Raw genomic sequence first — 19,393 nt, 5'->3', positions numbered from 1 at the left:
GAGTCTTTTCTTCCTGGAGCTGCTTTACTTCTTCTGCTGAGATTTCTGTCTTTTCAAGCCTGATTTCCTCATCAAACTTGCCGGAATTAACATCTGCTATGCTTTCCCTTGCAGGCTTTCCCTCAACAAGGATTCCTATGCCGTTGCATGTTCCCATTATCTCCTTTACCCTTGATTTGAGGTTTTTCCCGAGCAGGGAATCCTCCTTCATCTTTGCAATCTTGATTACCTGCTCAATCTTGATGTCAGCAATCTTTTCGTCTTTCGGGTTCTTTGAGCCGTGCTCAATTCCCGCTTCCTTGAATATCAGCTGTGATGCCGGGGGTGTTCCCACCCTTATCTCAAAGGTCTTTGTGTCTGTTTCAATTATTACCTTTACAGGCACCTGCATGCCCTTGAAGCTTGCTGTCTTTTTGTTGATTTCAGCCACAACAAGCCCGATGTTCACTCCTGCAGGTCCTAATGCCGGTCCAAGCGGAGGCGCTGCTGTTGCCTTTCCGCCTTCTACTAAAACTTCAATTGTGTCTTTTGTCATTTTGAGTTTTGGGATTAAGGATTAATTTATAAAGATTTCTAAATTTGGGCTTTTAGTAATCATCTCTAGAATCATCCTTGTCTTCTTCCTCCTCTTCAGATTCTCTTCTTATTGTCTTGACAGAGTCAAGCTTCAGGGTTATCGGGACTGGGACAGCTGCCTCAAGGAGCTCAACAACAACCTCTTCCTTGGTCTTGTCTATCCTCATGACTTTTGCCTGCTCCCTCTTGAAAGGTCCGCCTATTATCTCAACTATGTCATTCTTCTTAACGCCGCTTTCAGACTTTTTCTTGGGCTCAAGCATGTGCTCTATTTCCTCGTAAGCCACTGTGTCGGGTAGAAGCCCCCTTGCGTATGGCACATTCTTCGCTGCCTCATCTGCATCCTGGGCAGTCGGCGCTTCGAGGAAAATGTAGCCTCTCATGCCGTGCGGCCTTATGACTGAGAAAACGTTTATCTTTTTCCTTTCAACATTGCTTGAAACGAAGTCCATTATCTGGTCTTCCCTGTTTGCTGTAACCCTTAATGCGAATATCTTTGATTCGCCTGATTTTTCTTCTGCCATTTTAAAATACCTTCCTGAAATCTCTTTTTTTTAGATTATTTAGACTATGTGCTGTCAGATAATTACTGGGTTAGAAGAGTCCTTGCGAGCTGTATCACAAAGCCAATTGCCCCGATTGCTATCATTCCGAGCCCTGCCACCTTGACTATTGCGCTGAATTCCTGCCTTGAGGGCTTCTTTGTAATCTGTAACACCCTCCTGCACTCAATCACAAATGTCTTAATCCTTTTCATTGAATCCTTTACCTTTGAACCAAAGCTCATCTCATTCCACCTTTGCCTGTTATTTTTTTAGTTTATGAATTCTATTCCAAGCTCGTTTTCTATGTCCTTTCTTTTTCGGTCAACTGTCTTATTGACAGGGCCTAAAATCTGCAGGGACTTAACCCCTGTTACAATCAGCATTGTCCTCACTGTTTTTGCAAGGTCCTCGCTTATCTGGGCGCCCCATATGATTTTTGCATTGGGGTCAAGCTTGTCTGAGATTGTCTCAACAACCTTCCTTGCCTCTTCAAGAGTCATGTCAGGCCCTCCGCATATGTTGATTAATGCTCCGTTTGCGCCGCTTACATCCACATCGAGGAGCGGGCTCTCCAGCGCCTTTTCAACTGACTCTGTAGCCCTGTCGTTTGTGTCTGACTCTCCCATTCCTATCAATGCAACGCCCGAGTTTGACATTACTGATTTTATGTCAGCAAAGTCAAGGTTTATCAGCCCAGCTTTTGTCACAAGCTCGGCAATTCCCTTGACTGCGTTTGTCAATACCTCGTCAGCAATCTTAAATGCAGTCTGGACCGGAAGGTCAGGCGCAAGCTCGAGAAGCTTGTCATTTGGTATCACAATGAGAGTGTCCACGACAGCTTCCAGTCTTTCAAGCCCGGTTATTGCGTTTTCAAACCTTCTCTTCCCTTCCATTGAGAATGGAAGCGTAACAATCCCGACTGTCAGCGCGCCTGATTTTTTTGCCAGGTCTGCTACAATCGGCGATGAACCGGTTCCTGTCCCTCCGCCAAGCCCGCATGTTACAAAAACCATGTCAGCGCCGATAAGGGCTTCCTTGATTTCGTGCTCGTTTTCCCTTGCAGCCTGCTCGCCGATTTTCGGGTCTGAACCAGCTCCCCATCCCTTGGTGAGCTCCCTCCCTATGATTATCTTCTTGTCAGCGTTTGTGTAAAGCAAATCCTGGGCGTCTGTGTTTATTGCTATTGTCTCTGCTCCGGTAACCCCCACTTCAGTAATCCTGTTTATGGTGTTGTTGCCTGCTCCTCCGCATCCGACGACTTTTATTGTTGCCTTTTGCCTTCCGACAATCTCTTCCAGCTCAGCGTCTATCGGCAGAGTCTTTCTGTGTACTGCATTTCCCGGGATATAAGCCATTTGTGCACCTCTTTAAGCGTAATTGTCCTGTGTTTTACCTTTGGTTTTTCAGGTATTTAAATTTTTCCGCAAATCCCTTGAACATGAATTGTTGCAAATAACCTTTCAAAAAGTTCTATTTGGATTTTTCCGGCTCTTTTGCGCTTTCTGCCTTCTTTTCTTCCGGCTCTGTGTATTCAACGCTTGAAAATCCGCATAATCTTTTTATCTCTTCTGTGACTGTGTCTAAAACTGTCTTTGGAACCTTGCTCTTCAGTTTTATTGCGCACGCGCTTTCATTAATTGTGATTTCAGCATCCCTTATTCCAAGCCTCATCTTGAGGATTGCATTTGCCTTTTCCTTGGAATCTGTAACAAGCCTTCCAATCTTCACCTTGTATTCAAGGGCTCTTCCGGAGAGGGGATGGTTGAGGTCAACTATCACCCTTCCGCTTGTTACTGATTTAATGGTCCCCATTATTTCGTCAATGCTGACCTGAAGCCCTGGCTGGGGCATTATGTTCTGCTTTGTGAATTTGCTTGTTGCAATGAGCCTCAGAAGCTTTGTGTCCTTTTTTCCAAATCCTTCCTCGGCAGTAAGCCTGAAATCGTATTCCTTTCCTGTTTCCTTCCCGATGAGTTTTGTGTCAAGCCCGGAAAGCACATGCCCCTCGCCAACGCACATGATTAAATTACCATATTCTGAATTTGCATTGTGGATTCCGCTTTCCTTTGCTGTTTTTTCATCTGTTGTGTCAAAAACCATTCCGTCGTCAAGCATTCCTGTGAATGCAATCTCAATAAAATCCCCTTTCTTTATTGCCATTACAATCCCTCATTTTTTCCGTTTTTGTGAGCGTTTCAATCTTTCTAGTCCCCTCTAATTTGGATAGAATCATTAGAAAGGCTTATTTTTAAGAACAGGGGTGCATTTATAAATTTTTCGGAATAAAGTGCAATTGCTCGGAACTCAGATTATCAGATTAATCCGCTGAAGGACAGCAATTGAATAAGTTTATTAAATAAAAAACAATTTCTGATTATCTGTAATAAAAAAGGGGTGAATTTTCATGAATGGAAAATACATTATAATTGCGCTTTGCATAGCTTCACTTGTCCTTTCTTCCTGCGCATATTCCAAGGAGCTCTGGTTCAGATTCCAGCCAATGCAGTGCGAGAAAACTCCATGGGAGGAGTGGTATTCTGAGGGGCATGTGCAGTTTGTAAAGGCGCCGACTGAGGAGCAGCTGATTACAGCATACTTTTCAAACTCCTTTGATATTGAGGTTCTCGGCTACAGGAGAATTGCTGTTCCTGATGGAACTGCAGTTTGCGATGCGTGCAAGACATGCCCGCAGGGATACCATATTGAGGTGCTTGTGAAAGGCTCTTTATCCAGAAAGATGAAATCGCTCGGCTGGACGATGATTCCTGAGGAGTAATTTTTTATTTTTGCAAAGATATTTAAAACCGGCATTTAATTTGACTTACCTCGCAAAGCCCCGTAGTGTAGTGGCCAATCATCCCAGCCTTTGGAGGCAATATAAAATTGCTTGAGGAAAGCTGGGGACCCCGGTTCGAATCCGGGCGGGGCTATTCATATTTTAATGATGTTGAGGGACAATTTTCCCTTTTTTCTTTTTTTCTTATTTTCCGTCGCTTATCTGCTCTGCGCGCCCTTTCAGAATTAATACGTCTGCGAGCTCCTTCTGCAGGCACGCTATGTCCTCCTGCTCAAAGGGGCCGTATATCTCAGAGTCAAATCCGTAGAATCTCGGGACTGCCTGCAGGAACCTCACCATCTTTGTTTCCTTCTTATCGTCTTTTCCCTCTGCCTTCTTTTCAGGCGCATTCTCGTCTTCATGCTTAATTTCATGCTCTTCATTTTTCTCTTTTCGGATTTCCTGCATAAGCTCGGGCTCTTTTGCATTTATTATGCTGTAAAGCACATCTTCCCTTGCAAGGTCAAGAACCTTTACAACTTCATTGAATATGTGCTTTTCTTCAGGGAGCATGTTTTCTATTGCTATTGCCGAGGATTTGGTTTTTGATTTTATTATTGCAGTCTCAATTATCTTCCTTTCCCTCCTGTCATAGAGGTCTTTTATGATTTTTCTTATGTTCTGAACCTGAATCTCTGTCTTTTCCTTTTCTTCTGATGAGAAAAGGGTTGACTGCGCCTGCGAAAGTATGTTCTTCTTGTCCTGAAGGTATTTCACCACATCTGAGAAAAAGGTCGGGTCAAGCTTCTGGAGGTCGTCCCTGTTTTTTTCCCTCCTTTGAATCTCAAAGAGGGTTTCATATGTTATCACAACGCTTTTGTCGCCATCCCCCGCATTTCCCATAAAACTCTTGGGAAATGTCTGATTATTTAAGTTTTTTGAAATTGCTTAAAAATGCACACGGATAATCTATATCTTCTTTGCGAGGAAGATGTTGTGCTTGCTTCTTAGAATTTTCACTTTAACAATGCCTGAGTCCTTGTCGCAGCTGAGGATTGTTATGTTCCTGTCCTTTGCGCATGCTATCCTCTCTCTGGGAAACCTGCCTTCGCACTTTATCTCTGCTGAGACAATGTCCCCTTTTTTGAACGGCTTTTGGAGCTTTTCTGTTTCTTTTATCCCGAAATCCTCTTTTCCAAGAATAAGCTTTTCGCCTGATTTCTTCTCAATCAGAGCCAGCCTTTTCCGGAATTCCTCCATTTCAATCCCCTTCACGGGGTTTCTGCCGTGGGGATAGTTCAGGAAGTTCTGGATTCCGATAAATGGAGTTTTCTGGCTTTTGTTCCTGATTCTTTTTGAAAAATCTATTATCTTCGGGATTTCAGAGTCATTAAGCCCTGGAATCCAGACAGGCGCAATTATAACGTCTGCGATTGTTGCAGCATACTCTACTATTTCCATTACATGGCGTGTGTCCAGTCTGCACCTGTTTATCCTGCTGCTCTCAGCATCGTCAATTGCGCTCAGGGATATGTTGAACCTTGTCAGCCCTGCTTCTGCCATCTCCCCTGCGAGCTCTTTTGTGAGCATTGTTGCGTTTGTGTCTATGGATATTGTATTTACATTGGGAATTGCCTTAAGGTCCCTGATTAAATCCACAATCCGTGAATAAAGAAGGGGCTCGCCGTTTGCGTTTATGTGCGCCTCAAGCCCGCACTTTTTCTTCTCAGCAAGCTTCCTGAATTCGCTGATGAGGTATTCCTCCTCAACCACAATGTCATTTGTCTTCTTTCCCGTGAGCCCCTCATCAACTGAGCAGAAGCCGCAGTCAATGTTGCATCCTGTTATTGGCTTGACTTCAACGCAGGATGTGTTTCTGTCCACTATCCCAAAAGCATTGCTCCCGATAAGGGGAATTCCTGAGTTCCTGTGAATGTAAACTGCCTTTCTCCCGTTTATGGAATTTTTTAATTTTAGAAAGCCCCTTTCAAGCAGGTTGTAGAACCTGCTGCTGGCTCTCTTTTCAGGGCATTCAAAGCTTATGCTGTGGGAATCTATCTTAAACGGAGCTATTCCTGAAAGCTCTTCTTTTGGGATTTCAAAGCAGAATATTCTTAGAAAATTTGCCCTGACAGAATCCTTTCCCTCTGAGAAGGAAATGTCCTGGAACTTAAGCTCAGCCATAAAATCAGTAATTCAGCAGGGATATAAAAAGCATTTGATTTTGTGAGCGTGCCGAAAATTTTGTGCTTTTCTCAGGCAACGCATATAAAGACAGAATTTACAGATAATGGCATGCCCCGTTATTATTTTGATACTGCAATCTGGATTGATATTCTTAATGACAGGGTTGGCTTTCAGAATGAGCCCTTGGGTGAATATGGCTTGAAGCTCGCGGAGCAAATCATCTCCTCAGGAAACAAGATTGTGATATCTGATGCAGTCTTGGATGAGCTTTTAAGATATTTTTCTCTTGAGGAACTAAACGGGCTTTTTCGCCAGTTTGAGAAAAACATGCTTAAGGTATTCTCAACTTCCAAAGAGCGAAGGGAAGCAGCTTTGCTTGCGTCCTTAAAAAATGTGCCTTCCGGCGATGCACTGCACGCATTGCTTGCAAAAAGAACAAATTCAATCCTCATCTCAAGGGATAATCACTTTTGCTTGTTGGATTATGTATCCAAGCATTTCAAGCCCGAGGAACTTCTTCAATGAATTTTCCTGGGATTTTTTCCAGACGTTTTTTCCCGTAAAGCGGGTCTTTTTCCCTTTTCTTTGAGGATTCATTGAATACTTCTTTTCTTGTCCGCTCAAACTCCTCATCAGTTATTGGCTTTCTGTGCTTTATCCCTTTTCTTATTTCTTTTAATGCGCTTTCAAGCTCTTTCCTGACCTCTGCTTCTCTTTCTGGGTCTATCTTCTCATGAAGCGATGCCCGTATGAACTCAGTCCGGTTCTGGTATGCATTTTCCTTTACAGCAGCGTCTATTCTCTTCAGGAACATTGAATCAAGCTTCAGAGTTATCATTTGAGTAGTCATATATCCATAGTATATACTTCGGATATATAAACTTTTGCTTTGCAAAAATGTGTATTCCGGAAATTCCTTTGTTTTTCTCCAGCAGTGCATATAAACCAGGATTCGCATTTAATGGAAAAGAATGTCTTGCTATTACTTTAACACTTCATTATTTGTCTGGGAGTCATTTCTAAACGGCAAACGAGAGGGCGGATGAACGAAACATTTAAATACTAAAGTGAATAATATTATTCATTAGGTGAATAATTAAAAATGAGGCAAAAAACACTTATTAAAATTATCAGGCTCATGAGAAAAGAATTAGACAAAGGGCAGACTATATTAGGAATCTCCAAGCAGCTTGGAATAGGGTACCGTCCAGCATACAATCATATTATTGAAATGGAAAAAGAACAGATAATTCAGGTGCAAAAGATAGGGCATTCAAAACAGTGCAAATTAAATCTTGCTGGTGCAAAAACAAGACATTTGCTTGAATCCTTAGATATCATAAAAAAAGAAGAGCTATACCAAGAGCATTCAAAGCTAAACGCGATTATAGAGGGCTTAATCTCAAAACTTGCTGAAAAATACTTTTCTGAAATCCATTCGGTTATTTTATTCGGAAGCTATGCAAAAGGCACAACAACAAAGCAATCTGACATTGATTTAATGTTCATAGTGAATAATCTAAAGAATAAAAACCTGAGAGAATCAATAGAAAGAGAAAGTGCGAGCTATCAATATTCATACAATATCAAAATAAGCCCTTTAATTACAGATGTTGAGGAATTAAAAAAAATGCTAAGAGCAAAAGAGCTAAATGTAGGAAAAGAAGCCAGAGAACACGGAATTTCTTTATACGGGCATGAAATGTTCTGGAGGATTATCTCATGAAAAGCAGGCATGAATTCTTAAAAGGAAAAATCGAGGGTTATCAGAAAAAAGAACAGCTTTTCAGGAATGATGAGCATAAAAAACTCGAAAAGCCGTTTTTGGCAAAAGCAAGAAAGAACTTTGCGGTTGCTAATCTTCTCTTTAAGATTTCAGAGCAGGAAGAAATGAGAAAAATGCTCAGTCTCGCATCTGATTTTGAAATATATGATTGGGTAATTATAGTTTCTTATTATTCAATGTACTCTTCCAGTTTATCTGCACTTGCAAAGCTTGGATATAAATCAAAAAGCCATGCAGCAACAATTGCTGTTTTGGAGCATAACTTTGTCAAGGACAAGAAGCTTGAAACAGAAGACATTCATAAACTCGCAAAAGCTTATGATTTAAGCGAACAGTTAATAACAAAGCTTATCCAGACAAAGACAAAGAGAGAAACTGCGCAATACGATGCAACCCCTGCAATTTCCAAAGAAATGGCAAAAACCGCATTAGATGATGCTGATGAGTTTATTACAAAGATTGAAGAGATATTTAGCCAACAAAATCTTTGATTTTGTGCGTAATAGAATCAAAGAAAAGTGTTAATCCTGCTCGTTCCTATTCTTAAAACTTGATATTGTTAAATTCCAATGAGCCCATTCTTGAATCTTTTTTATAACAATAAAGATTCAATATGTTTCAACAATAAATTAGAAGAAAAATAAAAAAAAATAAAAAATTTTGTTTTTTTACAAAGCCTTCACTTGCTTACTTATGCAGTCTGTGGCACAGCGACTGCAATATCAGTCATTGTTGTGCCAGTAACTTCCATTTCAGCGCCTGCGAGCTTGTACTTGCTGTAGTCAGCAAGGACTCTTGAAGCCCTTCTGGTATCCATTGCTGAATAACCAGCTACAAGCAGTGCAACCTTTCCGTTGCTTTCATACAACTTGAGGATTGCCTTGCCCTGCTCGAATCCTGTGGTGCAGTCAGCTGGGTTTTTCATCAAAGCAGCCGCGATGGAGTTGACGCATGGTCCTCCTACAACAATCACATTCTGTGCTGTGTAGTCAGCCACTTCTGTGTCAAGCACAGCTGCTCCAACTTCTATCCTTTGCACTTCTGTGTATGTGGATCCGCCAGTTGTTGTTGTTAATGCAGCAGTTGGTGCAAAGTACACTCCAAAGTGTGTGGCCTCGCCTGAATAAAAGAATTCAAGCTGGTCTGAATTGGTGTTGTACTTCACAAATGTGCCGTAGTAGGTCAAAGCTCTCTGGTCATATGTGCTTCCGATGCTCTGGACGCTAATTCCTTCTCCTGTTGGCGCATTTACCTGCATATCATAGGTGCTTGCCTGTGATGAGTAGGCAAATGTAACAGTTACATCTGCATTGCCGAGAGTTGTTCCGCTAGCCCACTTGTATGTGCCGTCATTGTAGTCAGTTTCTTCTCTGATGTGCACATGTCCGTTGTTGGCTGGCAGGGTTATCTTTGCTCCGCTCTTGGTGTAGACATAGTCTGTTCCATAAGTTGTGCTGTTCAGCTTTGTTGGAGTTGTAAGGTCATTAACTATCAAGGTTACGTCATAACCGTCGACATTTAATGTTCCTGCTCCGCTTGTGGCATCCCATGAGATTTCCTTTGTCTCTCCGCCAACTGCAGCGTCTTTGACTCTTATTATCTTCGGGCTTGTATCAATCTTCTTCAGCTCGAAAATGTGGGAGTATCCGCCGCCTGGTGTGACAACAAAGAAGTCTCCGACATCAATATTAGTTGTTGTGTCTGTTATGATGTCATATTCGTCGTGCTTTACGAGGAATGTTCCTCCTGATGTCTCGTTGCCCGCCAGGATGTTGAAGCTGGAATACTTCTGTCCTGCCCTGTTGGTGAACTCAATAGCTGCCTTGTCCTCAGCAGTTGGCATCAGCTTTATGCTGTCCCTTGTGCTGGCTTCAAATGCAGGTGTTGGTCCTGTGAATGATACCTTGAAGGTTCCAAAGATTGGATCAATCATTTCCTTTCCTTCTTTGAGGTATTTCACTTCTGGGTCAACTCCGTATGGCTCAACATCGAACCTTATCTTTGAGACAGAGGTTCCGCCTGTTGCGCTTACGCGTGCAGCTGTTCCGTCAATGTCTACTGAGCCCTTTCTGATTTCAGCACCATCCTTGATTCTGATTTTGTCAGAACCGACGAAAAGCCTTACTGCTCCCTGTTCTGTTGGAACTGTATATGCGAAGATGTCTCTTACATATACCCTGACTCCTCCAAGGAGATAGGTGCTTCCAGCTGTTACAGCCTGCTGCTCGCCATTGACTTTTATTGTTGCTGTTGCTGTTGTTGTCTTTGTGTTGACTCCAATCACTTCAACTGGGATGTCAGCGCCTGAAACAGATATTGTTGCTGCTTCTCCTGCTGTTAAGGTCTTGTCAACTCCGCTTCCGTACATGACAAGTCCGTTTGTCCCTGAGGCATTCAGATCGGAATCTGTTCCTGCGAAGGTGTATTCCTTTCCGAATATTGTTATTACCTTGTTGTCAAGCTTCAGAGTATCAACAGCTGTTGGGAACACAAGTTCCATTGTGTAAACTGCGTTGTCTGGCAAGTTAAGGTAAACCTGTGGCTCATTGCTGAGTCCAGATGGTGTTCCGAACTTTACCATTGCGCTGTTGTTCACAACTTTTATCTGCTGTGTGTATTCATAGCTTGTTCCGTCTGTGTCAGTTAATGTTCCCTTCTTCAGGAAAACTGGCAGGTCTGTTGCGGTTATGGTTTCCTTGACAGAGGTCATGTTGTCTGTTAAGTACAACTTCTGCCCGCTTGTCAGGACTCCAGCTCCGCCTTCGACGGCTGTTGTTGCTGTTCCTGGTAGTGATTTTGTCACTACATTTGCTGCCTGTAGGCTCATGGCAACTTCTGTGGCTCCGATTACGTCCTCAGTCTTTGCTCCTGCTCCTACAACGATCAGTCCGTTGAATTTCCCATCCTGTACAAATGGCTTGGGATATGCAGACAGATCAGCTGCAGCCATAGCACCAAGCACTGTTGCGCCAAGCATGGCTACTCCAGTTCCTAATGCTATAATTCTCTTTATTGCTTTATTCAATTAAAACACCTCCATTTTAGTGTTTGTCCAAGTTCTTTTGTTGGGCTATCTTTCCAATTAGAATTCACTTCTAACGTTTCGGCTATCACTATGTCTCGAGGAAAGTTTCAAGGCTTACTTCCCTGTAATCACTGCTTTCATCATTGGAGATGCGCCATTATTTTATAAATCTTGCGCTATTATGATGTAACTATAAAGTAGAAAATTTAACGCCAAATTCATTAATCCATACCACGCAATAATAGTTAAAATACCAATTTACCGGCGGAATATTTCATGAATAAACTTTGATGCGCTGCAAAACGGAGCTTTACGCTGCATCTCTTTTTAGCGCAGGTTTTTGTTTTTCGTTAAGTTCGGAGGGCTTTACGCCCTCCTTGACTAGTTTTGATGCAAGTTTAAAATCTTTGGATATTTCGTGGGACTTTATGTCCCACTTGACTAGTTTTAATGCATCTTTTTTTAAAATAATTGGTTACGCTCGATTAATACGCAAGGTGGAGCACAAGGCTCCACTACCGCGAAATCAATGCAACTTTGATATCGCGGTTATGAGGCTTTATGTCTCATCTCTTTTTAGCGCAGTTTTTTGTAAAAAAGTGCGGGGAGTAGGACTTTCGCCAACCAGTTACATTTTCTACTGCGGGACTTCCGAAGGAATGTCCCGCCACGCTCTTGCGCGTCAACTGAGCGTAACCGGTTGTTTCGAACCCACGGAGGCACTAAGCCAACAGGTCCTAAGCCTGTCCCGTTTGACCGCTCCGGCATCCCCGCATAGAAGATTTGGGATTTTAATTACTTTAAAAATGTATCTGAAAAACAAAATGGGAACATTAAAATCAGGTTTAAAGCATTAAACATGATGCTTCAGAAGGAGATCCTTTGTTAAAAGGTGTGTATCTGAACAAGTATGCACTAAATCGCTGGTAAATGGTTCAGGAAAATGGCAATAAACCACTTTTTTCTTCTTTTGTTGGATAATATATTCTACAGCGGGTACAAAATCTGCATCACTGCTTATAAGTAGAGCAGTATCATATTTATCTTCAATAGCATCTAACATTAAAGTTATAGCAAGTTTTACATCAACCCCTTTTTCTCTTGTTTTCTTTGCGTAAGCTAAATCTATGAGCCTAGCGCATATTGGACAATTCACATCTTCAGTGATTACATCTTTCTTACAATAATTACAATGTACCTTAATTGATTCTAAATTTCTTGTTACAAGATTACCATAGTATACTTTGATTAAGGGTTCTTTTTCCAAATAAGCTAAAAATTTCTGTTGTTTTACTGCATCACCTGGTTTTTCTTGTTGATTCACTGGTGCAGTAAAATACTTTATCAATTTTAATTCTTCATTAATTTGCAATAAATCTTTAGTTAAAGTAAGAAAATTGAATCCTTTAAGTCCAAAATTATCATTAGCTAAATGATAAAAGTTACTACCATCATAATAAGCAATTACTCTCTGTTTTTTAATTTCCATTGTTTTAATAAATTACTTACTCATTTATTAAATATTCGTTTTAAATTATTTAAGAAAATGGTGCCTTCCGTTGTAAAGTTTTTAGGCTTTACAACAGAAGGGAGTTAATTAGATCTAAAAATAAACTAGGGTTATATATAAGTATTGTTATATTATAGTATATATTAACCTATATTAACTTATATTAACTATAAAAAACAATAATTAGTTTCTCTTAAATACAGGCAGATGATATTGTCATTGCATATTATTTCCTACTAAGTTCCTTGATTCCTTTTTCTTTCTTTCTGGCCTGAACTTTTTCAGCAAGGTATTTCTTTATCGGGGCAATGAGAATCTCTGTCCATTCCTCAAGCTCCATCTCTCCTGCTGCTTTTTCCAGCTCTTCTCCTGAAATCATTTTTCCAGATGCTATCTCTTCGTTGTTGAAGGATACCTCTTCTGCATCGGTTTCAACAAGGTAAACAACGCCGAAATGCACCCTGCTTACTTCTGTGTTCTCAAAGTTTATGAATCCGAAGAGCTTGTATTCCATTTTTCCTTTTATTGAGATTTCCTCTGAGATTTCCCTGAGCATTGCCTTTTCCAGGAATCCCTTTTCCCCTTCGTTGCAGTCCTCGTGCTCTATATGCCCTCCTACGCCCATTGAGCCCTTTGAATATAATCTCTTTTCAGAATACCCCTTTCCCGCGCCCCGTGTATAGAGATATGCCTTTCCCTTTTTCTTGTTGGCTATCACTGCATATGGGATTATCTGCTTGTATGAAGGGTTTGTTTCAGCGAGCCCCCTTTTTATGAATTCAAACGAGTTTTTTATGCGCTTTAGATATTCTGCGCCTTTCATCTCTCTGAATCCGGTGAATTCATCTTCCAAAAAAAGCTTTGCCCTGGGAACCACGAGAACCTCTTTTTCAAACTTGTCTGTCATCCAATCTTCTAAACCCGTTTCTTTTATAAAAATTTGCAATTAACAATTTGAGTGCCGATTGGGGCTTTGTGTAAGAAGTAGGGAAAAGCCCTGACTTATTACACAGATGCTTGACTTTCTACACAGAATAGCGGTTCAATACCGAGTTCGTGCATTTCCTGTATCACTACACAGATGTTATGGCAGATGATTTTACACAGGACTTCATTGACCTGTGCTGTCCATTCCTTGCTTCTTACACTATCCCCAAACTTGCTTTTAATCATATTTACTGTGGTTTCAGCGTTGCTTCTCCTATGGTAGTGCTGTAAAAACTCCTCGTTGTTCAGCATAAAGAAATGATACATACGCTTCCATACTGCTCCATTGTTTCTCGCCTTGCTGTTGCTTTTAAACGGAATGAAAGGTGTTGCACCCTGCTCGGCTATCTGCTCCATATTCTCTTGGCTCAAATACGCTTTATCAGCACTAACCTCATCCATCTCAAAATGCTGTGCTGTGGCTCTCACAAGTTCAGGCAGTTCAGGACAGTCGTTGTCAAACTCTGTGGTTATCTTAACTCCTGTAACTATGTTGGTCTTTGTTCCGTTGATAAAATGGCACTTTACCCATTTCCTACTACTGATTTCCCTCTGATGCCTGAAACTGAACCATCGCTGAAACACCGAAGTCCCGAAGCCTGTGCTGTCCACACTAAAAGTAGTTTCCACCGACTTCAAGGGTAGGCTTGTAAGCGTAACTATCCTTTGTAGTATTGGTGTGATGTCCTCCCTCTGCAAGAAATGTCCCACAGAAGCGTAGCAGGGCTTGGTTTTGATATATCCCTTCTCCTGTGCTATCGCCATATCACTCATAAACCGCCTCAAAGAAAAGGTTGTAAACACTTTCATCACGCTGTTGTAAACCATGTCGCCCACAGGCAACTGCGGTCTGCCAAACTTATACTCTTGATTAGGTATCTGGTTGGTTATATCTCCTAAAAACTTCATTAAAAGAGCCTTTTGGTTTATAGTCGCCATATCGTAACTTCTCCAGTCCTGACTATAAGTTCGCCTGACTGCTCTGACGATTGTGTTTCCTGCGTTGTCTATCTCTCTCGTTACGATGTATTCAACTGCCCAAATGTGCTTACACTTGCAGTTTCTCAATTCATGGTCGGGGCATGAACATTTTGTTTCTGCTCCGTTGCTCTTAACATAGTAGTAGCCACGCCCACTTTGGCTCGGCACTTTCCACCACCCTCTTGGTGTGCGGTTGATTGTTGTTGTTTGGGCTAATTGTAAGCCCCTTTGTTTCCTTGCTTGGATTTGTTCTTGTTCCATTTTTGTATCTCCTTTATAGTTTATCGGACTAATAATAGATAATACGCCTAACTATATAAATGTTACTATTTTTCGGACTATTTTTATTAAACTATATCGTAAACAACAACAATGCTTAAATATTAGTAGGACTATACTTATTCATATAATGACGTTAAAGAAGGACGAAAAAGACGAATTGAAGGAGTTTTTGAAAGAAGAAAAGGAATTACCGCCGAAAGTAATGACGATAATCTACGACAAAACCCAATACTCCATCAGAATACCCAAAAAATTCGTCAGGATGTTTAACCTCAAAGGTGGCGAAGAATTTGAGTTCAGAGCCATCAGAGAAGGCGATAAGTTCGCTTTGATAGGTAGGATGAAAGAATGAAAAAGAAATGGACAAAAACCCAGAAACTCATCTTAAAAGCCATGTATCAGGAACATCGCCCAATGAGTATGATGGAAATATCCAAATTAGCAGGAGTGAGTTGGGTAACAGTCAAAAAACACATACCAAAATTGATGGTAAAAAATGTTGTCATCCTCTACAAGCAAGGGAAAAGAAAATACTATAAGTTCAACTATCAGGAGGTGAGTTAAGCATGACTACAAATATGTTCTGCGACAAATCAACATTAAAAAATGAGAGTGATGTTGAACAGTTCTTCACAATACGATTACTGCAAAAGCTGGGATATGAAGACAAGAATATTAAGACAAAGAAATCCCTGTCAGAATTGGTTGTAAGTAAGGGGTCGCATAAAGAAAACTACAAACCTGATTATGTTTGCTTCTGTGAACGCAAACCCAAAATAGTTGTGGATGCCAAACATCCTGATGAGATTATTGATAATTTCACATATCAAGTATCAGGATATGCGTTGGCATTGAACAAGCAGTTCAGAGGTGAAAATCCTGTAAGGTTTACCATACTCATGAATGGCGGGACTTTCAAACTCTATAAATGGGATGAGGAAGAATCAATCCTTAACATGAAGTTTGAAGACTTCTCTCCTGACAATGTTAAATATAAAAAGCTCTATGAATTAATTAGTTTTGAGAATATAAAAGAGCAGACAGGAAAGAATGAAATTGCCCTTGCTACTTTCTTCTCAAAACCAACAGTGGAGGAAGTCAAGAACGCTTTTAACAAATGCCACCAAATCATTTGGAAAAAGGAAAAGATTAGCCCAACTGATGCATTTTATGAATTTTCAAAAATCATCTTTGTGAAACTTAATGAAGACAAAAGAATACGGGCAATTATTGATGCTGGACGGGAACCAAAACGCAATGATTTCAAATTCTCAATGGACTGGCTTGAAGAGAGAGAAACCGAGACGGAAAACCCGTTAAGTAGCATACTTTTCGCAGAGTTACAAAAAATACTTCAGGAACAAATTGAGAAAAACAAGAAAAAACCAATTTTCACCCCAAACGAAGGTATTGACCTGCATACAGAGACCATTGCTGAAGTTGTGAAGGTGCTACAAAACTATGACCTATATAGTATTGACGAAGACCTAAATGGGCGTATGTTTGAGACATTTCTTAACGCAACAATTAGAGGAAGGGAACTCGGACAGTATTTTACACCAAGAAAAGCAGTTAAATTCATGACCAAACTCGCCAATTTAAGGATTAGGAGAGTTAATGGTGAGATTGAAATTGATTCCGTGATGGACGCTTGCTGTGGCAGTGGCGGTTTTCTGATTGATGCGATGGCTGACTTGCTTGATAAAGTGCAGGATAATCCTGCTTTAAAACCATATAAGAAGGAAGCACTTGAAGCCATACAGACCGAAGCAATTTTTGGAATTGAAGCCAACCCCAAAATCTCTCGCATTGCTCGTATGAACATGTATGTTCATGGGGATGGGGGTAGTAGAATATATTGCTCGGATTCACTTGATAAAGAAATTACTATAAGGTCTGGCACTAAACCCGAACTCAAGAGAGAAATTGAGGAGCTCAAGAACATAATCGTTACAAAAAATAGGAAGTTCAAGGTTGTTCTTTCAAACCCACCATTCAGTATGTCTTATCGGAAAAAGGAGAAGGGAGAAAAAGCAATTCTTGAACAGTATGGCAGCACAAATGAAAAGGAAAATCTTACATTCGAGGCAGGAACTCAAAAACTTAAAGCAAGCGTGAAGTCCAATGTGCTTTTCATTGCTAGGTATGCTGACTTGCTCGAAGAGGGTGGAAAGCTTCTAATTGTTCTTGATAACAGCGTGTTGAACACTTTTAGTCACAAAGAATATCGGGATTTCATTAGGCGTAATTACCTCATTAAAGCTGTATTTCAACTGCCAACTCACATGTTCGTCAATCAAGAGGCGGGAGGTATCACTTCTATACTCTATTTGGAAAAGCGTAAGAGTGAGCAACAAGAACAACCATGCGTGTTTGCTAGGGTTATTGACAATGTAGGTCATAATGTTTCAGGTAAGGAAGAAAGCACAGATGATTTTGATATAGTGCTGAAAGAATATGAAAGATATGAACGGGAAGGTAAGTTATTCCTCGGAGGAGAAAAGCCCATCAGAGAATACGAGAACGACCATTTATTTCTGATTAGTCCTGAAAGACTGACTGACAGGATTGATGTATTCTTTCACCAGCCGTCATATAATCGCCTTCTCAAAACGCTTAACGAAAGAGAACGAAAGGGCACATGTATTCTTAAAAAACTAGCTGATTATTCAAGAATACAAATCCCCGTTACTAGCGAAGATGATGTAGAGGACGATAGGGAATATAAGTATATAGAAATAAGTGCCATTGATAAGGAGAGAGGGTTCATAGTCCCAGATGGTTGGGAGATGGGAACGAGAAAGGAACTTGCGGCAAGAGCTAAACTTCCCATTCGGGAGAATGATGTATTGTTCTCTAAACCTTTTAGGTCATTAAAAAAGGTAGTTATCATACCAAAAGAATTGGACAATCAGCTTGCAAGCAACGGATTTTATGGTATTAGACCACAAGATTATGCAGAGGCTTCTCTTTTGTGGGCAATATTCCGTTCAGACATCATTCAAAAGCAATTCTTTCATCTGTGTAGTGGTTATACTCAACGAGAGCTTAATGATGAATACCTGAAAGAAAATCTTATCATTCCAATTCCAAAGGACAAAGATAAAATCACAAAGGCAATTATGCTGAACATTGAAAAAGCCAAGCATGCAAGAGCCCAGGAAATAGAGGCAATAACTCAAATATTGGAAGCTCCAAAAATCATATTTAAGTGAATCTGCCTACTTTTTACACACTTTTCGGACTTTATACACAGGAGTCACTTACTACACAAAGCCTGATTAATCTTAAAGGCCAAAAAGGGAAGAATAAGTCTGTGAGAGAATATTTCTTCTTTTCGGAAAAGGTCTTTCTTCCGAGGGTGACATAGAGAAATGCCTCCTTGAGCTTTCTGAACCGTAGAGCTGTAAGCGATTCTTCCATCAAATCAAACCCTAAAATTAGCTACTAAAAAGGAATTAAAGGTAGTATATTAATCTTTCTAAAAAAACGCCCGTTTTTTCTCAGAGGATTCCTGCAGGGATTTCACTCGTAGGAGAGGGGCTCTTTTTTAGATACCCTTTTTTTGGCTTAAAGTACCCTGCCCTGCTCCTGGGTCTCTTGTCCTTCCCGCGCTTGCCAACCCGCTCACGCACCCCGGGCTTGTTGATGCCGGCCTTGGTGCGCTCGCTGAGCCGCTCGCGCTCCATTCTTGCCACGGTGGCTATCACTGCCAGCACCACGTCTTTAAACTGCCCTGCGCTGCGGAGGTATGGTTCTTGGTAACTATCCCACTCTATGCCGAGATTCTCAAGCTCCTTGAGTTTTTGGAGCGTGTAGAGCGTGCCGGCGCGGCTGAATCTATCCAATGCCCAAAATACCACCACATCGAAGAGGTGCTGGTGCGCTTCCTGGAAGAGCCGATCGTAGGCCGGCCGGCTCGTCTCTTTGCCGCTCATTACATCGCTATGCTCACATACTACCTCATAGCCGCTGCGCTCGCAATAGGGCCGCAGCTGCAGCAGTTGGTTGTCTGCATCCTGCTTGCTTGTGCTCACCCGAACATATATAGCCGCCCTCATCCCTTCCACCTATATACTGGTCGGTTGATTCCTCCCTGGAACGCAATATCAACCTCGCCGAGATGGATAAGCACATTGAGCGACTTTACCACCGAGCCTTTACTTAACCCGAGCATCTGGCTTATCTGCTTACAGGTCAGTGCGTGCTCTTTGTATTGCTCCAATAGTTCATACACGCTTGATTGGCTCACGAGTACCACCCCAACCCCACGGCTCGGCGAGGATCTTGTGTTGTGTGAACATGAGGAAACCCAACAAAAGGAGAATATACCCAAGCCATTCTTCTGGAGCAACCGCAATCACCAGCCCGCCAACTACTGCGCTGATTAACCCCCACAACCTATAAGCTTCTTTTCTCATTACTTACCACATCGCTCTCATATTCTACGATGATGCCGATGCTGTTCAGGAAGCTCAGCACTGAATTGCCTTGCAGCGCTGCCCGCATGGCTTTGCTCTGGCCTTTCACGATGAAGCGCTTGGCCATGGCCGATACTTGTCGCATGATTCTGTCGTTCGTGAACTTCTGATAGGTTTTGTATTTCTCGTCCGAGAACGTACTCTCGTCCGCGAAGAGGAAATCCTTGAGTTTCCTTACCTCCTGTTCAATGATGTCCGGCTCGCCTTCCTCGCGGGTGATGAAGTAGTCAGGCTTCTCCTCAGTGACATATTTGCCG

General features: G+C 41.5%; 23 protein-coding genes, 2 tRNA genes and 1 pseudogene. 9 read left to right on the top strand and 17 right to left on the bottom strand.

Translation table 11 applies throughout. The features are described from left to right. Window positions 1-52: 52 nt before the first annotated feature. From NTV63_04630 to NTV63_04610, 5 genes and pseudogenes are all read right to left on the bottom strand, one after another. Window positions 53-535: pseudogene (locus NTV63_04630) on the bottom strand (50S ribosomal protein L11). A 52-nt stretch (window positions 536-587) separates the two neighbouring features. Then, window positions 588-1,100 carry a transcription elongation factor Spt5 gene (locus NTV63_04625; protein ID MCX6710203.1) on the bottom strand — a complete coding sequence of 171 codons (513 nt, stop codon included), beginning with the start codon at window positions 1,098-1,100 and terminating at the stop codon, window positions 588-590. A gap of 62 nt (window positions 1,101-1,162) precedes the next feature. Next, a complete protein-coding gene (locus tag NTV63_04620) occupies window positions 1,163-1,363 on the bottom strand; it encodes a protein translocase SEC61 complex subunit gamma (protein MCX6710202.1) in 201 nt (66 codons plus the stop codon). A gap of 27 nt (window positions 1,364-1,390) precedes the next feature. Continuing rightward, window positions 1,391-2,476, bottom strand: a complete 1,086-nt coding sequence (gene ftsZ, locus NTV63_04615) for a cell division protein FtsZ (GenBank protein ID MCX6710201.1) — start codon at window positions 2,474-2,476, stop codon at window positions 1,391-1,393. Between the two features lie 115 nt (window positions 2,477-2,591). Next, a complete protein-coding gene (locus tag NTV63_04610; protein ID MCX6710200.1) occupies window positions 2,592-3,281 on the bottom strand; it encodes a peptidylprolyl isomerase in 690 nt (229 codons plus the stop codon). A gap of 244 nt (window positions 3,282-3,525) precedes the next feature. Here NTV63_04610 and NTV63_04605 point away from each other — a divergent pair, with 244 nt between their 5' ends. Together NTV63_04605 and NTV63_04600 are read left to right on the top strand one after the other, a co-directional pair. After that, window positions 3,526-3,897, top strand: coding sequence for a hypothetical protein (locus NTV63_04605; protein ID MCX6710199.1), 372 nt, complete (start codon window positions 3,526-3,528; stop codon window positions 3,895-3,897). A 56-nt stretch (window positions 3,898-3,953) separates the two neighbouring features. Beyond that, window positions 3,954-4,051: transfer RNA gene (locus NTV63_04600), tRNA-Gln, on the top strand. Between the two features lie 50 nt (window positions 4,052-4,101). Here the strand turns inward: NTV63_04600 and NTV63_04595 are convergent. Together NTV63_04595 and NTV63_04590 are read right to left on the bottom strand one after the other, a co-directional pair. After that, on the bottom strand, window positions 4,102-4,800 hold the full coding sequence (locus NTV63_04595) for a hypothetical protein (protein MCX6710198.1): 699 nt from the start codon (window positions 4,798-4,800) through the stop codon (window positions 4,102-4,104). A gap of 66 nt (window positions 4,801-4,866) precedes the next feature. Next, complete coding sequence (locus tag NTV63_04590; GenBank protein MCX6710197.1) at window positions 4,867-6,081, bottom strand: radical SAM protein; 1,215 nt, start codon at window positions 6,079-6,081, stop codon at window positions 4,867-4,869. Between the two features lie 111 nt (window positions 6,082-6,192). Between NTV63_04590 and NTV63_04585 the strand changes: the two genes are divergently transcribed. Then, window positions 6,193-6,609: a PIN domain-containing protein gene (locus tag NTV63_04585; GenBank protein ID MCX6710196.1), complete on the top strand. Its 417-nt coding sequence runs from the start codon at window positions 6,193-6,195 to the stop codon at window positions 6,607-6,609. Here the strand turns inward: NTV63_04585 and NTV63_04580 are convergent. Then, window positions 6,584-6,934, bottom strand: a complete 351-nt coding sequence (locus tag NTV63_04580; protein MCX6710195.1) for a ribbon-helix-helix domain-containing protein — start codon at window positions 6,932-6,934, stop codon at window positions 6,584-6,586. The two genes, NTV63_04585 and NTV63_04580, sit on opposite strands and share 26 nt — an antisense overlap. Before the next feature lie 252 nt (window positions 6,935-7,186). Between NTV63_04580 and NTV63_04575 the strand changes: the two genes are divergently transcribed. After that, window positions 7,187-7,810, top strand: coding sequence for a nucleotidyltransferase domain-containing protein (locus NTV63_04575; protein ID MCX6710194.1), 624 nt, complete (start codon window positions 7,187-7,189; stop codon window positions 7,808-7,810). Next, window positions 7,807-8,361, top strand: a complete 555-nt coding sequence (locus NTV63_04570; protein MCX6710193.1) for a HEPN domain-containing protein — start codon at window positions 7,807-7,809, stop codon at window positions 8,359-8,361. Before NTV63_04575 ends, NTV63_04570 begins: the two co-directional genes overlap by 4 nt. A gap of 200 nt (window positions 8,362-8,561) precedes the next feature. Here NTV63_04570 and NTV63_04565 read toward each other — a convergent pair whose 3' ends face one another. From NTV63_04565 to NTV63_04545, 5 genes are all read right to left on the bottom strand, one after another. Beyond that, the gene (locus NTV63_04565; protein MCX6710192.1) at window positions 8,562-10,895 is read right to left on the bottom strand and encodes an S-layer protein; all 2,334 of its coding nucleotides are present in this window, start codon (window positions 10,893-10,895) and stop codon (window positions 8,562-8,564) included. A 600-nt stretch (window positions 10,896-11,495) separates the two neighbouring features. After that, a tRNA-Leu gene (locus NTV63_04560) sits at window positions 11,496-11,669 on the bottom strand. A gap of 79 nt (window positions 11,670-11,748) precedes the next feature. Next, complete coding sequence (locus NTV63_04555; protein MCX6710191.1) at window positions 11,749-12,384, bottom strand: NYN domain-containing protein; 636 nt, start codon at window positions 12,382-12,384, stop codon at window positions 11,749-11,751. A 247-nt stretch (window positions 12,385-12,631) separates the two neighbouring features. Next, window positions 12,632-13,312 (bottom strand): NUDIX domain-containing protein, encoded by a 681-nt coding sequence (locus tag NTV63_04550; GenBank protein ID MCX6710190.1) that lies wholly within the window; start codon window positions 13,310-13,312, stop codon window positions 12,632-12,634. Between the two features lie 98 nt (window positions 13,313-13,410). After that, window positions 13,411-14,022 carry a transposase gene (locus NTV63_04545; protein ID MCX6710189.1) on the bottom strand — a complete coding sequence of 204 codons (612 nt, stop codon included), beginning with the start codon at window positions 14,020-14,022 and terminating at the stop codon, window positions 13,411-13,413. A 291-nt stretch (window positions 14,023-14,313) separates the two neighbouring features. On the opposite strand from NTV63_04545, the gene NTV63_04540 reads away from it, so the two are divergent. From NTV63_04540 to NTV63_04525, 4 genes are all read left to right on the top strand, one after another. Continuing rightward, window positions 14,314-14,478 carry a hypothetical protein gene (locus NTV63_04540; protein ID MCX6710188.1) on the top strand — a complete coding sequence of 55 codons (165 nt, stop codon included), beginning with the start codon at window positions 14,314-14,316 and terminating at the stop codon, window positions 14,476-14,478. Between the two features lie 304 nt (window positions 14,479-14,782). Further along, window positions 14,783-15,007 (top strand): hypothetical protein, encoded by a 225-nt coding sequence (locus tag NTV63_04535; GenBank protein MCX6710187.1) that lies wholly within the window; start codon window positions 14,783-14,785, stop codon window positions 15,005-15,007. Further along, window positions 15,004-15,219 (top strand): winged helix-turn-helix domain-containing protein, encoded by a 216-nt coding sequence (locus tag NTV63_04530; GenBank protein MCX6710186.1) that lies wholly within the window; start codon window positions 15,004-15,006, stop codon window positions 15,217-15,219. The genes NTV63_04535 and NTV63_04530 overlap by 4 nt, the downstream gene beginning before the upstream one ends. A gap of 2 nt (window positions 15,220-15,221) precedes the next feature. Beyond that, the gene (locus tag NTV63_04525) at window positions 15,222-17,870 is read left to right on the top strand and encodes an N-6 DNA methylase (protein MCX6710185.1); all 2,649 of its coding nucleotides are present in this window, start codon (window positions 15,222-15,224) and stop codon (window positions 17,868-17,870) included. A gap of 31 nt (window positions 17,871-17,901) precedes the next feature. Here NTV63_04525 and NTV63_04520 read toward each other — a convergent pair whose 3' ends face one another. The 4 genes from NTV63_04520 to NTV63_04505 all read right to left on the bottom strand — a co-directional run. Beyond that, window positions 17,902-18,078, bottom strand: a complete 177-nt coding sequence (locus NTV63_04520; protein ID MCX6710184.1) for a hypothetical protein — start codon at window positions 18,076-18,078, stop codon at window positions 17,902-17,904. Between the two features lie 80 nt (window positions 18,079-18,158). Further along, window positions 18,159-18,716: a recombinase family protein gene (locus NTV63_04515; protein MCX6710183.1), complete on the bottom strand. Its 558-nt coding sequence runs from the start codon at window positions 18,714-18,716 to the stop codon at window positions 18,159-18,161. Then, complete coding sequence (locus NTV63_04510) at window positions 18,713-18,907, bottom strand: hypothetical protein (protein MCX6710182.1); 195 nt, start codon at window positions 18,905-18,907, stop codon at window positions 18,713-18,715. Before NTV63_04510 ends, NTV63_04515 begins: the two co-directional genes overlap by 4 nt. Before the next feature lie 149 nt (window positions 18,908-19,056). Then, on the bottom strand, window positions 19,057-19,393 hold a 337-nt coding region (locus tag NTV63_04505; protein ID MCX6710181.1), incomplete at its 5' end, for a hypothetical protein.

The sequence above is a fragment of the Candidatus Woesearchaeota archaeon genome (assembly GCA_026394965.1).
In the GTDB taxonomy this organism is placed as follows: domain Archaea; phylum Nanobdellota; class Nanobdellia; order Woesearchaeales; family 0-14-0-80-44-23; genus JAPLZQ01.
Note: the sequence above shows the minus strand (reverse complement) of the source record. Positions and strands in the feature narration are given on the sequence as shown.